Source organism: Paenibacillus mendelii (assembly GCF_024498075.1).
GTDB classification, from domain to species: Bacteria; Bacillota; Bacilli; order Paenibacillales; family Paenibacillaceae; genus Paenibacillus_Z; species Paenibacillus_Z mendelii.
Window position 1 is genome coordinate 706,187 of record NZ_JANHOF010000002.1, and the last position, 15,170, is coordinate 721,356.

Annotated in this window: 13 protein-coding genes; 2 read left to right on the forward strand and 11 right to left on the reverse strand. The window is 49.5% G+C overall.

What is annotated here, in order from left to right:
* Positions 1-46: 46 nt before the first annotated feature.
* The 11 genes from NNL21_RS10430 to NNL21_RS10480 form a co-directional block, all read right to left on the reverse strand.
* Complete coding sequence (locus tag NNL21_RS10430; protein WP_204816979.1) at positions 47-982, reverse strand: AraC family transcriptional regulator; 936 nt, start codon at positions 980-982, stop codon at positions 47-49.
* Positions 983-1,085: 103 nt separating this feature from the next.
* Positions 1,086-2,762, reverse strand: a complete 1,677-nt coding sequence (locus NNL21_RS10435; RefSeq protein WP_204816977.1) for a hypothetical protein — start codon at positions 2,760-2,762, stop codon at positions 1,086-1,088.
* 247 nt (positions 2,763-3,009) lie between these two features.
* Positions 3,010-3,966, reverse strand: a complete 957-nt coding sequence (locus NNL21_RS10440) for a Gfo/Idh/MocA family protein (protein WP_204816975.1) — start codon at positions 3,964-3,966, stop codon at positions 3,010-3,012.
* Positions 3,963-5,198 carry a Gfo/Idh/MocA family protein gene (locus NNL21_RS10445; protein WP_204816973.1) on the reverse strand — a complete coding sequence of 412 codons (1,236 nt, stop codon included), beginning with the start codon at positions 5,196-5,198 and terminating at the stop codon, positions 3,963-3,965. The genes NNL21_RS10440 and NNL21_RS10445 overlap by 4 nt, the downstream gene beginning before the upstream one ends.
* A gap of 76 nt (positions 5,199-5,274) precedes the next feature.
* Positions 5,275-6,312, reverse strand: coding sequence for a dienelactone hydrolase family protein (locus NNL21_RS10450; RefSeq protein WP_204816971.1), 1,038 nt, complete (start codon positions 6,310-6,312; stop codon positions 5,275-5,277).
* 402 nt (positions 6,313-6,714) lie between these two features.
* On the reverse strand, positions 6,715-7,704 hold the full coding sequence (locus NNL21_RS10455; RefSeq protein WP_204816970.1) for a LacI family DNA-binding transcriptional regulator: 990 nt from the start codon (positions 7,702-7,704) through the stop codon (positions 6,715-6,717).
* Positions 7,705-7,929: 225 nt separating this feature from the next.
* Positions 7,930-9,195 carry a glycosyl hydrolase family 28-related protein gene (locus NNL21_RS10460; RefSeq protein ID WP_204816968.1) on the reverse strand — a complete coding sequence of 422 codons (1,266 nt, stop codon included), beginning with the start codon at positions 9,193-9,195 and terminating at the stop codon, positions 7,930-7,932.
* 278 nt (positions 9,196-9,473) lie between these two features.
* A complete protein-coding gene (locus tag NNL21_RS10465) occupies positions 9,474-10,742 on the reverse strand; it encodes a right-handed parallel beta-helix repeat-containing protein (RefSeq protein ID WP_204816966.1) in 1,269 nt (422 codons plus the stop codon).
* A 229-nt stretch (positions 10,743-10,971) separates the two neighbouring features.
* Positions 10,972-11,772 carry an undecaprenyl-diphosphate phosphatase gene (locus tag NNL21_RS10470; RefSeq protein ID WP_204816964.1) on the reverse strand — a complete coding sequence of 267 codons (801 nt, stop codon included), beginning with the start codon at positions 11,770-11,772 and terminating at the stop codon, positions 10,972-10,974.
* 300 nt (positions 11,773-12,072) lie between these two features.
* Positions 12,073-12,537 carry a nucleoside-diphosphate kinase gene (ndk, locus tag NNL21_RS10475; protein WP_204816962.1) on the reverse strand — a complete coding sequence of 155 codons (465 nt, stop codon included), beginning with the start codon at positions 12,535-12,537 and terminating at the stop codon, positions 12,073-12,075.
* Between the two features lie 153 nt (positions 12,538-12,690).
* Positions 12,691-14,487 (reverse strand): M3 family oligoendopeptidase, encoded by a 1,797-nt coding sequence (locus NNL21_RS10480; RefSeq protein WP_204816959.1) that lies wholly within the window; start codon positions 14,485-14,487, stop codon positions 12,691-12,693.
* A 288-nt stretch (positions 14,488-14,775) separates the two neighbouring features.
* On the opposite strand from NNL21_RS10480, the gene NNL21_RS10485 reads away from it, so the two are divergent.
* Both NNL21_RS10485 and NNL21_RS10490 read left to right on the forward strand, forming a co-directional pair.
* Positions 14,776-14,925, forward strand: a complete 150-nt coding sequence (locus tag NNL21_RS10485; protein ID WP_204816957.1) for a YycC family protein — start codon at positions 14,776-14,778, stop codon at positions 14,923-14,925.
* Positions 14,922-15,158 carry a hypothetical protein gene (locus tag NNL21_RS10490; RefSeq protein WP_204816955.1) on the forward strand — a complete coding sequence of 79 codons (237 nt, stop codon included), beginning with the start codon at positions 14,922-14,924 and terminating at the stop codon, positions 15,156-15,158. The genes NNL21_RS10485 and NNL21_RS10490 overlap by 4 nt, the downstream gene beginning before the upstream one ends.
* The last annotated feature ends 12 nt before the right edge of the window (positions 15,159-15,170 follow it).

A 15,170-nucleotide genomic window follows, 5' to 3' on the forward strand; every position in this document is an offset into this window, starting at 1 on the left:
AACCAACAATTTCAGCGGGAAGCGAGGAACACCAGACATTCATTTGCTAGATGTGGAGCATCTTATATTCCTTCGGCGACACGCCGACGATCTTCTTGAATACGCGGCTAAAGTAAGAGATGTTCTCAAAACCAATCAAAGTCGCTATCTCCGTAAATGTAAAATCCTCCATTCGAATCAGCTTCTTTGCTTGATTAATTCGGACGTTCGTGATGTATTCGATCGGGGTTTGACCCGTCGCCGCTTTAAATCGGGATATAAAATAATTAAAGTTCAAATTGGTCATTCGCGCCAGCTGCTCCACCGTTATCTTCGTCGAGAAGAAGCGATGGATATACTCCACAGCCTTCTTCACGTTGATATCGCCGAATTCCGAATCGGAATTAAGGTCGGCAATAATCCGGTTCCGGTATACCTCAATGAGCACCGCTTGAAAATACGCCCGCGACGCGAGCTCCCATCCTTCTTTCTCCATCAGCAGCTCTTCAATTGTGGCGTTGATCAGACGGTGAATCAGCTGATGATTGGCAGGCTTCATCACCGTTGGCAGGTCCAATTTGCGCTCTTCGAGTGTCTGAGCGGAAGATTTCAGCTCTAAGTAATCCTGGTTGTTCGAGGCACCAAGGTCAAGGCTGGGCATAAGCAATCGATAATGAACCCATGTGTAACCCATCGGCAATCGATCCGATTCAATACGGTGCAGCTTGTCTGCAGGGATATGAATGATCGTATTCTTATCGGCAATGTTCATATGCCCATCAATATCGAATTTGACCGAGCCCGCCGTCACATAGACCAGATAGTCATAGGGTAAGGAACGGTACAGCTTGCGATTTGCCCCATATTCCGTATGCGTAATATTCCCCAGCTTGTATTTCTCAGGGGGAAAGTACCACGCCTCGCTCCTATACTCCTTGCCCGAATGGTAAATAAAAGGCGCAATGAAGCTTGGATGAATCCGCCCAGCACTTAATTGTACCATGATTGATCTCTCCCACGTTACTTAGACGTCTGCTATGGCAACCCTCCCCCTTATTGTATGCGACAAGCGACCATCTGAACAAGCTTCGCGACGACGCTTCCCCCTATTTAGACGTTAAGCTATGCGGTCCACGCGGCCATAAATCTTGCTCGGCCGGCTGGAAATAGTCGGCTAGAAATTGCACCGGATCCGCCCGGAAATGCGCGATGGCTTGATCGATCTCTTCATGACTGCCCTGATTCTCGCGATCCAGCTCCAGGAGCCGATCCATCTCTTGAAGGAACTGGCCCGGGATCGGTCTGCTCTCACTTGTATATTTCCTCATAATCGCGGCTACATTCGTTTCACGCAAATGATAGACATACGATAACACGCGCGCGCGCATCGCCTCTAAATCAATCAAGTTTTGTGCAAAATCCGGCTTAAGCTGCTCCGGAATGCTAGGCTCGATTTCCTTGCCCAGCCGGATCGCTTCCAGCAGCTTCACAGCGGATAAGTCGCATCGCAGCTGAATATCCTCCAGCAGCCACGCATCCGGCTGTTGATCGTCCGTCTTCATGAAAATCGCTCTCCGGGTCGAATCCCAGCTTGGCGTATGGCACTGCTGCCCGCGGATAAACGCAGCATTCATCGTATGCTTCGGGTCGCACTGACCAAGCTTCCGCACATACCAGGAAATATCCCATGGGAAGAGCTCCATCGCCTCGGAGCTGACCGACCAGAATCGAATGATAGAATCACTGCAATCTGCATAGAGCTCGGCTATAGATGTAATGATTTGATCTTCGGTTTGTTCGGGATCCGTGAAGAATTGTGCGGTTGCCCGCAAACTCGGATCTTCTTTGGACGGCACTAAACCAAAGTACTCCTTGATCCCGCTAATGCCGGGCAGGCTGTAGATCGACTGCAGCTGACGGACGGTCACCTGCGGGAAGGTCAGGTGGTTCATCGGCTCGAGCTCTTCTGTCGGCCCGCCGAGAAAGCCTTCAACGATAACCGGCAGTCCTCTGCTCTCCGCGAGTCTGCAGGCATTCTTCAAGAAGCGGTCTACCGGCAGCGTTGCCGTAACCTCCGCGATATTCGAGTGCAGCATGACACCTGTCGTTTGTGGATTCAACCGATTGATCGATTGCAGCACCTGGCCGGCAGAGAGCTCCCATGGCTCCCACCACAACCGTCCGTTTGGATTGCAGGCCTGCCAGGCCTCAGCCAGCTTATGAATAAAGGGAACTACCCTCTCATGAAGCGGAATTCCACGGCAGCTTTCACACACGCCGAATTCATTGCACAGCCAGGCATCCTGGTCGTACGTGTAGATAAGAACGTCATCAACACCCGGAAACTGCTCGTGGAACATCGACAACAATCTTACGTAGCGTTCCGGGGTCTTCCCGTCGAGCAGACAGTTCTGAAGCTGCAGATCCCGATAGCCGTCGCCGCCGTTATAAGGAGCGCCAAAATGGAATAAGGTCCGCAACCCGGCATTCCTCGTCCACTCAATCCGATTCCGAAGATCATTCCTTCTGCGGTTAAACGCCTCCGGTGTCTGATCCGAAGCAAGGGCGACGCTCTGCCGCAGCAGCGGGTCCTGATCAGCAGAAATATCGACGACATCCTCCAGGTTCAGCGGTTCATCCCCGGGACGGCAGCCCCAAGCAATGTTCAATTGAAGCATATTGAATCCATGGGATTGGATACGCGAAACTTGCTCTTCATTCCAAGGCTCCAGCAGTGAAGGACACCCCAGCAAACCTACCTTGTATTGTAATTTCGGATTCATGAGAACGGCTTCCCCTTTCACAATCAATTAAATTTTCCAATTTGGAGTGAATGAACCTATGGCTCACTACAATAAATTGTATTATGAAAGCCTGCTCATAGATTTGCACTAATCTCACCTCTTATTGTCCGAATATCAGCAGCTGCAATAGCACCGAGTATAGAAAAAGACGTCCCGCGATTGTTCGCGAAACGCCTTCGTAGCGTTTATCATTAAAGCCCCGGATTGTCCTCCATGTAGAATTTTCTTATATATGACTTTTTGCTCGAATGACCATTCGGGTCGGGTGCAGCTCCTCTTCTAGATCGAGTGGCATAACAGCTAGGTCGACCAGTTCATTCATATACATGTCGAAATAATCCCGGGACGGATCTGACCGGTCGATTTCACCCAAGTCCCTATCGCCCACCACCAGCCTCGTTCTAACTCCGCCATCCGTCGCCTCCATAAAGCCCATAGTGCCGAATACGCGTAAATGTTCGTTTCCCCACCTCTTGAATCCTACCGGATTCAAATAATTGACTACCGCACTCGCTACTCCGCCATTCACGAGCCGCATCATGAACGATGCCGCCATATGAAGTCCGCCGCTCGGATCGGGATTACCTAACCGGGTTTCGACAGCCGCAATGTCACTCACCTTTTGATTAGCGACATGCTCGATGAAACGTACGGCATGGACGCCGGCTTGACGTGCAAGCCCGCCATCGATGCGCTCGTCCTGCGGTCGCTCTTCGAAATAGGGATAGGACTTTTGCGCGAATACTTGAACAATTTCTCCAATCGCACCCGCTTGTACCAGGTTTCGCATCGACAAATAAGGCTGCTCGAAAGCGGTCCCCGCCATTTCGCGAAAGCGGCATCCCGTACTCCGCGTCGCAGCGATAATCGCATCCAGCTCTTTCTCGCTTAGTGCGCATGGTTTCTCGGCATATACGTGCTTCCCTGCCCGCATGCATTGTATAGCATCTTCGGCCTGATCGCTTCGGAAAGGCGAGCAAAGCGATACGAGCTGGACGGTCGGATCAGCCAGCAGTTCGTTAAGCGTAGCATAATGGCGAACGTTCGGATCGTTTCGAAGTGAGGCGGGCAAACGGGCAAGATCCAAGCAAGCAGTCGCGACAAGCTCGGCTTGAGGGTGATTTTCCAACAATTGTTGAATCTGATGACCGTTTGAGCCATAAAGGGCCGTTCTGATTCTCAATCTGATTGCACCTCTTGGGTAAAATAAGTCGGAAACTTGTCGTATTCGCTTAAGTTCACAGGCTTGGTAGGGACCGCCCACGGCACGCCCGATTCGGCAAATAATTGCTTGTGTCCCGAGGCTGATCGGATTATTTCATCAATATTATTAATCACAGTGGCCGTAGTGCCATCCTTATACGAGCGACTCAAATGCTCAACAGGAATGTCGTAGATTGTCCCCGACGATTCATAGGCGCCGTTTGAAATTAGCACGAAATTTCTGGTCGAAGCGACCGGACAGATCAAAAGCCGATCTTCTCCGGTGATGACCCGTATCAGATTCGCATATACATTTTCCAAACAATTTTCCTCGCCGAATGCAAGGAATTCCGGTTTCCCTCCGATTTCGATCGTCAGATTATTGTCATAACTCCACACAGCGGATCCCTTTTCCCCCTCCACCCGGATCGTCGGCATCGTCTCTTCAGAATGGCAAAGCGTGGCGTAAAAGTACATCGTCACTCCGTTATTCATATTGACTCGGACACACGAGGTATCTTCGCCATCAATCCGGTTAGCATGGTACAATTCGCCCGTTACTTGATAAGGCACGGCCTCTTGGGCGTTATCGCCGGTCTGTATGCCGGATAGTACGATCATATTGTTAAGAAGATGGGACAGCGGGTTGTTAATCGTTCCGTCCAAAATGAACGTTTGGCCTATATTCGTTTTTCCGGCCCAGAAGGTTCGATGATAGTAGTCGTCCATTCTCTGGAACAAGCCTATGCCCGTGATGGTATGGATGCGCCCGAATGCCCCGCCGGCAATCGCTTCCTTTAACTTATTAAAGGCTTTTCCTGTAGTTAATTGGAAATTAACGGCACAGTGCTTGCCTGTTTGCCGGGACGCTTCAATCAATCGGTCGACGTCTTGAATGGTGACCGCAGGCGGCTTCTCAAGCAATACGTTGAACCCAGCCTCCATGATGTCGATCCCCATATCCGCATGTAAATGAATCGGTGTGGATAACACGATAAAGTCCAATTCCCGTTCGCAGGATAGCAGCTCCTTATAATCCGTGTAACACTTGATCGCTTCCCCTTCAAGCTTTCGATGCGCATCCGCCGATAGATGGACTTCACTCACCGCAACAAGCTCCAAAACGCCTTTCTCCCGAAGCTGAAACATTTGATCCAGGTGCTTTCCTCCAAAACCATTGATTCCTACCAGTGCCGCCCTGCATCGTCTCATTGGCGCTCTCCTTCACCTTCGTATCTCATATCGGCAATCACGCAGATCGCGCAGCCGTGCAACCCGGGTTCCCGCTCTACAGCCATCGCTTCATCCAACCAACTACTGCCTCATAATGAAATTCATGCCCGCCCTCAAACACATCGTGCTTTACTCTTTCCGGACATCCAGCAACACGGTATGCCTGTTCCACTGCAGGGAAAGCTTTTATTGCAGCTTCGATCGGAAAACCGTGGTCGAGCCTTCCGTTCGACAAGAGCAGCGGTCTCGGAGCAATCAAAGATGCCACATCCTCCATTTCCCCGTACTTTAACAGATTAGGGATCGTCATCGAGCCGCAAAAATTCCCCCAGTTGATGGCAAATGACTCAAACGTATTGAAATAGCCGCACACTGCGGATGCCTTAATGCGCTCCTCTAAAACAGTAGCAAACAGGCTCCACGCCCCGCCGAAGGAAAGCCCGGCACAGCCGATTCTTCCGGGATCGACTTCTTCTCTTGTCTCCAGATAGTCGATGCACCTCATGATGTCCCATATGTTCAATGTTAACGGATTTAATCCCATCATAATCGACTTGAGAAACACGAGGTCGCAGCCGTCCTTCTCTCCATGCCGATGAGGCTTGCCGTAGCCTAGACCCCTCTCGCCGAATCCTCTCGCATCCGGAGCGAGCACGACAAAACCATCTTCGGCAAGCTTCGGCGCGATATGATAGTTCAGCTCTTTGTAATCAACTTCTCGCTGTCGTTCACCATGCTGGACACCCACGACATCGTCTTTGCCCGCTCCGTGGCCATGCAAACACAGCACAGCGGGGTTACCGGTTCTTGCATTTCGGGGAATCAGCAGGTACAGCGGGATTTTCATATTAGGTTCGCTTTGAATAACGATTTTCTCGCAGGTATAAGCTTCGAACTCCGTCTTTTCCAGAATGACGGGCTGCATATCCACCTTTTCGCTTGGCCATTCTCCCATAAGATCAAGCAATTTAGAACTGAACTGCTCCTTCCATTGCGACCATTCGGCTTCCGTATTCGCCTGAAACTTGAACGTAGGCTGCTGATTGGCATGATAGCTTTTGAGGTACTCTCCCATTGAAAATTGTCGACTCATAATCGTTCATCATCCCCTCGATCCGGACATCGAAACGCCCTGAACCAATTATTTTTTGAAGTGCAAGAAATACGATAATGACGCGAAATGTTGCTCGGACCGTCCCTCCCATAAAAATTTCAACTGCAAGGCATACACTCTGTAGGTAACGACGTTAACATATGGAAGCGGTTACTTTTCTTTCGTTATTTCATGTCCAGCAGAGTAATTTAGAGCAATCTTTGAGCAAATATCGCTTGTTAATCCGCCATTTTCTTAATACTTACCGCCAATGGTATACCGGACATCTCTGGCATCCCTCGAACACAATTGCATAGTAACACGCGTTACCTAAACCTGTCAATCTTGATTTTTCGCACAAAAAAACACAGTTTTCCGAACTGTGTTCTAAAACAAGCTTTTCTATTCTCCATTGTTCTTGATAAATCCTACGGTATCCCCGTTATAGAAGCGAATACAATCCAGAACCATTTTCCGGGGAGGCGTATTCTTGTCGGCGATTAACTGCTTCAGTCTGCTTACGATCAACTCCGCAGCCTCCAACCTGTCGAAATAGATAGTCGTTAAATGCGGACTACTTAATTTGACGAGATCTGTAAACCCATATCCCAGCAGGCTGATATCACCTGGCACCTCCAGCCCCGAGTTCCGTAGTCCTTGTAAAACGCCGAATTGAATCACATTCTCCACACAAAAAGCTGCAGTATACTCAATTTCAAGCAGCTTCATTCGATTGGCCATCTCATAGCCGCTTTCCTGGTTAATGACTTGTACCAACAGTTTATTGAAGGGCAATCCGTTTTCTTCAAGCGCTTTTTTGTATCCCTCAAATAGTTGACGATGAATTAACAGATCCAATCTCCCGCTGAATAGCGCTATTTTTTCATGGCCTCTATCAATCAGGTACTGTACGGCTTCTTTTGCAATTCGTTCGGAATCGGGCGTTACGATATTCACTTTCTCATTCTCAATTACACCGTAAATGACAAAAGGGATGCCGGATTGCTCCAGCGCGTTAATGATCATTTCGTCCAAAAGCCCCGTTACCACAAGTCCGTCGGCTTCATTCCGTTCTAAAAAGTTCTCCAGTTTGCTGATAACGGAAGGGGTCTTAATACTCATAAACATTAAATTGTAGCCTATTTCGCTTATTAGACCCTCTAGATCTTCCATAAGCAAAGAGTATCGGGAGTCGTTAAGCTCCCTATTGCAAAGAATAAAACAAATATTTTTTTGAGCTTCATTGCTCTTGTAGCCTAGTTCCTTGGCAGCTTTTAGTACCCTCTCTTTAGTCTCTTCTGATATTTTATTGTTTTGCACATTGTTGAGAACAAAGGAAACAGCGGTTCTTGATATACCCAAATATTCGGCAATTTCTTTTTTGGTCACCATGCCATTTGATCCCTTTCCAAATCATTTAGTAACGAGCGTTAGCTTAACTATACAACATTCACCGATTACAATGCCAATCATTCCTTGAAAAGAAACTGTCCTTCATCCGAACGTTAAACGAGCCACTATCAGGCTCACTATAAATAAATTGTATTAGCAGCGAAGAGCCGAACGAGAAAAAGACGCTCCGCGCTTGTGCGCGAAACGTCTTCGTAGCATCTATCTTTAAAGCCCCGGATTATCCCCCATGTAAAATTTGCTTATAGTCGTCTTGGTGATCGTATTAGTCCCTGTCAGCTGATTATCCTTGATGATGAACGGACCGCCGGTTGTTCCATCCGCGATGGACAGCGAGGCTGCCGCCGCGTTGAACATATTGCCTTTAATCGTCGTGCTGCGGGATTTATCACTTCTGATTCCGGTATGGTAGATATCGTTTATCACATTGTTGCTGATATTCACATTGCTGGCATTGGCGTTCAATACGATGCCATAACCGCTGTAGGCAATCATATTGTTCGAGATAACCGTATTGGTAACCCCCTCATTCTTCAATGGCGCAAGAATAGCGGTGCCCCCCTGCTGGTTTTGGGCAGTTGAAATATAATTATCATCAATAAATACACCGTTTAACGCAAGCCCCTCGGGGTCGAGCTTAATCGAGGACCCTGAGCTCTGGTCCAACATATTGCTCGAGATATCCACGTGCAGAATCGTCTTCAATGTGATTTGCTCCGCTCCGGTCAAGATAAAATTATTCCGGCTAATCTTGAGTCCTTCCGGTCTCGTGCCTGTCGCAGCATCGACAAGGATGCCTTTGCCCGTGCCGCCAAAGCCATTGTCGAATATGTTGGTGTTTATATTCAACTGTGACGTCAGGGACTTAACATGAACCGCGTAAGCGGAAGGCTCGTTATTAACGAAACCCGAGTTTAATATTTGAGTGAAGGCTCCTATATAGTAGACCATATCAGAGGAATTTCCTGCCGTGTTCGTCATTCTCACATTCTCGATACTGTGGGACTCTCCTGACGTAAAGGAAATGATTCGGCCCGTCGATCCATAATTGTTGATGGCGATATCTTTGAATTTCACCAGGTAGGCAGACGTCACTTCGAAGACATTCCCGGTAGTGAGCGTGGCATTGATATTGGATTGCATCGTCGAGCCGCCAGCGCCTAGAATTGTAATGAAGCCAGAGCCGGCAACCGTGAGCTGCGAGGTAACTTTGTAGTCTCCGGATGGCAAAAAGACGGTACCCTTTATAGTTAGAGCATCATTAATCGCTTGTTGGATAGCGCTTGTATCATCGTTTACACCGTTGCCAACCGCTCCGTAGTCCTTCACGTTCAACACAGGAATAGATCCCTCCGTGATTGTATCGGCATAGGACCGATTGCTTGGTATGGATGGATTGCCGATCAGGTAGGCTACTAACACAGCTGCAAAGAGAGCAAAGCCAAAACGTTTACCGGTACTTAACCAACGCATAGCAAATTCCTCCTTATATTTTGAGTCGCCTTCCGTGCAGAATCATACAGATGATACAATAACCTCCTTCTCCGTCTTTTCCCATGAGCCGCCATTACGGACAGGAAAATAAATGACTATTTCGGGTAAATTATACAATTGAAACGGTGTTTCCGATTTACACTAATCTCAGGATTTATATTCAAAATAACAGTTTCTCCACTCTCAAGCAGCGGGCCCTGTCCGTACCAAAAAGACGCTTCGCGATTTGCCGCGAAACGCCTTTATCGTGGTTTAATTTACAGTCCTGGGTTATCCCCGATGAAAAAATTCTTCTTTTTCGTTTTGGTGATGGTATTGGTCCCTGTCAGCTGATTATCCTTAATGATGAACGGTCCGCCGTTTGGTCCATCCGCGATGGACAGCGAGGCCGCGGCCGCCGCGAACATATTGCCCGTAATCGTCGTGCTGCGGGACTGATCCATCTTGATTCCGGCATGATGGACATCAGAAATGACATTGTTACTGATATTCACATTGCTTGCATTGGCGTTCATTTTGATTCCGTACCCATTATAAGAGATCATATTGTTCGTAATGACCGTATTGACGACACCCTCGTCCTTCAATGGGGCATGAATGCCGATGCCTTCCTGCTGGTTTTGAGCGGCCGATATATAGTTATCGTCAATGAATACGCCATTAAGGGCAAGTCCTTCCGGATCAAGCAGGATAGCCGCTCCTGAGCTTTGATCCAGCATATTGTTCGAGATATCCACATGGAGAATGGTCTTCAACGTAATTTGCTCGGCTCCGGTCAGGATGAAATTGTTGCGGCTGATCTTGAGTCCTTCCGGTCTCGTGCCCGGAGCAGCATCAACTAGAATGCCTTTACCCGTGCTGCCGAAGCCGTTGTCGAATATATTGCTATTAATATTCAGCTGCGAAGGAAGGGAAGTGACGTGAAGTGCGTAAGCGGACGGCTCGCTGTTAATGAAACCCGAGCCTAAGATTTGGGTGAATGCTCCTATAAAATAGACCATGTCCGAAGGATTTCCCGCAACGTTCGTCATTCTCACATTCTCGATGATGTGGGACTCCCCCGATGTAAACGAAATGATCCGGCCCGTCGATCCGTGATTGTTAATGGCGATATCTTTGAATTTCACCAGGTAGGAAGATGTCACTTCGAAGATATTCCCGGTCGTTAGCGTGGCATTGATATTGGATTGCATCGTCGTTCCGCCTGCACCTTGGATCGTGATAAAGCCGGCTCCGCCAATGTTGATTTGAGACGTTACCTTGTAATCTCCTGACGGTAAATAGACGGTACCTTTCATGGTTAGAGCCTCGTTGACGGCTTGTTGAATGGCGCTTGTATCATCATGGACACCGTTGCCAAGCGCTCCATAATCCTTCACGTTCAACACAGGAACAGATCCCTCCTGGGGCGCATCGGCATAGGACCGGCTGCTTGGCATGGACTGACTTCCGATGAGACTGAAGAGCAGAACCGCCGCGATGAAACCGATACCCCAACGCTTATTATTTTTTAACCAACTCATCATACATTCCTCCTTGGTTATGTCCTCTCCCGGCCAATAAGCTTACGGTAATTCAATGACCTCCTTCTCCTCATTATCTTCAAGACAACCCGTTGATGATGGAAGCTTATGGGTGGACTTTATAACCAAATCATACAATGTAAGCGCTATTTTGGATTTACACAGATCTCAGCACTTCTATTCACAATATCAGGTTTCCCTCCATGGACGAGGAGCCATCGAAGACTCCCCCTCACAGTAAAAAGATATAAAAGAGCGCTGCAAGAACAAACCGATACACCGCAAACCATTCCAGCCGAAGGCGTTTGATCAAATTCAAGAATGTAGTTACGGCGATCATGGCCACGATAAAAGCGGTAATAAATCCGATCAGAAAAAGAAACAGAGCATCCGATGTCAAAAACTCGCGGCTATCATACATGTCCAATACCGTCGCGCCGAGCATAACCGGAACGGAGATCAGAAACGTAAAGTCCGCTGCCGCTTTCTGGCTCGTCCCAAGCAGCAGCCCGCCGGACATCGTCGCTCCTGATCGCGAGAACCCCGGCCACAGCGCCAAACATTGAAATAATCCAATCCCGAAGGCTTGTTTATAGGTAAGATCGTCGGTGTTCTCGGCAGTTACTTTTCGTTTGACTCTAGCGGCAATAATCATCAGAACACCGCCGATAATTAGACCGATCAGAACGGGAGCCGATCCGAACAGATAGCGTTTGATGACGTCCTTGAAGAGCAAATAAACCATTAATGCGGGAATCATAGCGAGGAACATATGAACTGCATTCAACTTGTTCTTCGCTTTGAAGTTGAAGGTCGCAAGATCCTTTAAGATACTCATGTATCTGTTCCAATACAGCACGAGGACAGCCAGTACAGCCCCCAATTGAATAACAATCTTGAATGTCGCCTTTGCCTCTCCCTCGAAGCCGAGCAGATCGCCGGCCAGGATCAGGTGACCCGTGGAAGAGACGGGGATAAATTCCGTTAACCCTTCGATTATGCCTAATATAATGGCGGTAATGATGTCGTACATTTGAATCAACCTTTCTCATTTTGTCTGGATCAGCTGGCATTTCCTTTATTCGGGGATGTGCCCTACGAAAGGGAGCCGCTTCATCTCATGCTAGCTTAGCTCGTAACAACACCGCGAATCTATCGATTCAGATTACAGTTTCATGTCTCAGCCTTACAAATTTGTCATTAACTCCATGTGAACAGGTCTGCCCCGCTATCCAAGTAAATGAGCATGCAAAAAAACCTCCGTATGTACGAGGTCCAGTGTACATACGAAGGTTGCAGCAGATGTCCGCCCAAGGGGGTGCAGGCTTATCGGCTAATGGGTTGCCTCGGCCGATTGTTCATTGTACGGGAAGCCCATGAATGTAGTTATCGGCAGCTCCTGAGTAAAGAACAGACCAATCTCGCGCGCCGCGCTTTCCGGTGAGTCTGAGCCATGTACAATATTCCCCGCCACATCCATGGCATAATCGCCGCGGATGGTTCCGGGTGCCGCTTCAACCGGATTGGTTTTGCCGATCAAGGATCTGGCATTCGCCACCGCATTCGGCCCTTCCCAAATCATCGCGCACACGCTGCCGGACGTTAAATACCCAACGAGCTCACCGAAGAACGGCTTCGTTCGTAGATCGCGGTAATGCTCTTCCGCCAATGCGAGGTCGATCTGCATCAGCTTGATGGCCATAAGCGCGAAGCCTTTCTGTTCGAACCGGTTGATGATCGACCCGATCACGCCGCGCTTCACGCCATCTGGTTTCACCATGACAAAAGTGCGTTCCATTCATGCATTTCTCCCTTCAATTGCGACCATGTGGATGCCTGTGGAGACTACCTATGGAGACGTTCAGGCATCTAATAGCCCTGACCCTATAGGCTTATCTTTCCAAATTTGTCCACCTTTCATTCATTCAGGAGAAATCCGAGTCTGCTCTCGCTATTCGTTCGTTAATTCCAGGAATGTCGCAACATCAGCCGATGTTAGCGATACGGCACCGCGCCAGAAAGCCGGCTCATCCAGGCGGATACCGAGATGCTTCTCAGCAAGCTCTTCCACGGTCATTCGCCCCGTATCGCGAAGAAGCTCGACGTAACGCTTCGCAAACGATGGCCCCTCCTTCTTCGCTACGGCATAGATGCCGCAGCTAAACAAGAAGCCGAAGGTGTACGGGAAATTATAGAATGGCACATCCGTTAAGTAAAAATGCAGCTTCGATGCCCAAAAATGAGGGTGCAGCTTACCGACAGTGCCGCGGAATGCCTCTTTCTGAGCCTCCTCCATCAGCTTGGACAGCTCCTCATGGCTGACCATGCCTTTGCTGCGCCGCTCGTAGAAGCTCGTCTCGAACAGGAAGCGCGCATGAATGTTCATGAAGAAGGCTGTCGAGCGCTGAAGCTTATCTTCAAGCAGGGCCAGCTTTTCCTCCGGATCAACGGCGGCCTCCATAGCGGAATCGGACACGATCATCTCCGCGAACGTCGAAGCCGTCTCCGCTACATTCATCGCATATTCCTGGGCAAGCGGCGGAAGATCGTTCATGACATGCTGATGATACGCATGTCCAAGCTCATGCGCCAGCGTTGAAATGTTGGAAGCCGTACCTGAATAGGTCATAAAAATACGGGTCTGGCCGCTTATAGGAAATGCTGTACAGAACCCCCCCGGCCGCTTACCGGCACGATCCTCGGCCTCAATCCAACCGTCGCGGAATGCCGCTTCAGAGAATTCAGACAAATCCGGGCTGAACGCGCGAAACTGCTCGACGATAAAATCGGCTGCTTCATCATAAGGTACTGTCCGTGCCGCCGATCCGATGGGTGCCTCAACATCATGCCAATCCAGCTTATCAATTCCAAGCAGCTTTGCCTTCCGTTCCAGGTACAAGGCCAGATCCGCCTTGCCTTCATTCACAGCTGCCCACATGGCGTCCAAAGTCGCTTGGCTCATCCTGTTCATGGCGAGCGGCTCCTTCAGAACCGACTCCCAGCCCCGTTTGTCGTATAGCTTGAGACGGAAACCGGCTATCCGGTTCAGCGCTTCCGCGCAGAGCTCGGCCTGGTCGCCCCACTCCCGCTCCCATTCGGTAAAGGCAGCCTCACGGACGCTGCGTTCCCCGTCCGACAACCGGTTGTGCATCTGGCCTGCTGAGAGGGTTTTCGACGAGCCATCCGGCTCTTGCGCTTGAAATCTTGCACGCGAGACGACCGTGTTATAGAAATCCCCCCAGCCGTGGTACCCGTCTACTGCAAGCTCGCCGGCAAGAGCTTCCAGGCTTGGCGGCAGCTTCTCCTTGGCGGCCTCGCGACGTTCGCGAAGCGAGAAAGCGACAGGGGCGATATCCTCCTGCTCGAGCCACTGGGCCCATACGTCCTCGGGAACTAATGTCAGCTGCTCGTCATAAGCGGTGAGCGCGCTGTTCAATTTCGCCGCCGTTGTCTTCACCCGTTCATTCAAGCCAATCGCCGCGGAATCCTTCACTTGCTGTGCTACGAGGCAAGAGACGAACGATTCCGATTGACGGAGACGAAGGATGACGGATTGTACCGCGGCCGTCCATGCCGATAGCTTCGCTGTTGCGACTGGCTCTGCTTTAGCTGCAGCCTCCTCCAGCTCTCGTACGAGGACATCGATGTCTCTTTCCATGCCGGATAGTTCAGCCGCAAAGGCCGGAGAGGACGAGCCTCCCTCATAAAATACATCTAAATCCCATTGCTCTGGATACGTCTGTCCCACAGTTTATTCCTCCTCAAGTTTTTGTGAAGCTTGCGCCTCACAGACTCACATCGTTACAAAACCGACTTCGGAAAGCACTACATCTCCTTCTGAGCGTGCAGATATTTGTCAACCTGCCGCCAGATGGGTATCTATATCTTAGTGCGTCGTCACCGCGGCACCATGCCGCTTCGCGTTGCGTAATCCCCCGCAGCGGTGTATAACTGAATTATATCGAAATGGCTGCCCTTATTTCCACGTTGATTCAGATGCGGCTTTCCAGCCGACGAATAAAAGGAGTTGTTCACCTTGTCCAAACCACTGCAAATATCGCCTGAAACCGCTATAAAGCTATCCAAAGAGCTTAACGTACCGATCGAGCATCTCATGCATATGCCTAAGCATATTTTACTGCAAAAGCTCGCCGAGCTGGCTGCGAAGCCGGAGCAGACACCGTGATTCCGTTCGATCGCGCTTGGCCTTACGATATTCAGATGAAAGACGTCTATGTACCGTCCTGCCCGTTCTGCGGCCAGGATAACGTACTTCTGTCACTTACCCCCTTGGAAATTCGGGAAGTCAGGGAAGGCAGTAAACGTTTGGTCATCTTTCCTTGCTGCCGGAATAAAGTGACCGTCATCGATGCGGACCAGGACTACCTGCTAACCAACACACGCTTGCGCAAAGGGTAGCCTGAGCTTTAA

What these genes read in the sequence shown, in the direction of transcription:
- NNL21_RS10430 (WP_204816979.1), bottom strand. Translation starts at nt 982, where the DNA reads ATGGTACAATTAAGTGCTGGGCGGATTCATCCAAGCTTCATTGCGCCT.
- NNL21_RS10435 (WP_204816977.1), bottom strand. Translation starts at nt 2,762, where the DNA reads ATGAATCCGAAATTACAATACAAGGTAGGTTTGCTGGGGTGTCCTTCA.
- NNL21_RS10445 (WP_204816973.1), bottom strand. Translation starts at nt 5,198, where the DNA reads ATGAGACGATGCAGGGCGGCACTGGTAGGAATCAATGGTTTTGGAGGA.
- NNL21_RS10450 (WP_204816971.1), bottom strand. Translation starts at nt 6,312, where the DNA reads ATGAGTCGACAATTTTCAATGGGAGAGTACCTCAAAAGCTATCATGCC.
- NNL21_RS10455 (WP_204816970.1), bottom strand. Translation starts at nt 7,704, where the DNA reads ATGGTGACCAAAAAAGAAATTGCCGAATATTTGGGTATATCAAGAACC.
- NNL21_RS10460 (WP_204816968.1), bottom strand. Translation starts at nt 9,195, where the DNA reads ATGCGTTGGTTAAGTACCGGTAAACGTTTTGGCTTTGCTCTCTTTGCA.
- NNL21_RS10465 (WP_204816966.1), bottom strand. Translation starts at nt 10,742, where the DNA reads ATGATGAGTTGGTTAAAAAATAATAAGCGTTGGGGTATCGGTTTCATC.
- NNL21_RS10470 (WP_204816964.1), bottom strand. Translation starts at nt 11,772, where the DNA reads ATGTACGACATCATTACCGCCATTATATTAGGCATAATCGAAGGGTTA.
- ndk (WP_204816962.1), bottom strand. Translation starts at nt 12,537, where the DNA reads ATGGAACGCACTTTTGTCATGGTGAAACCAGATGGCGTGAAGCGCGGC.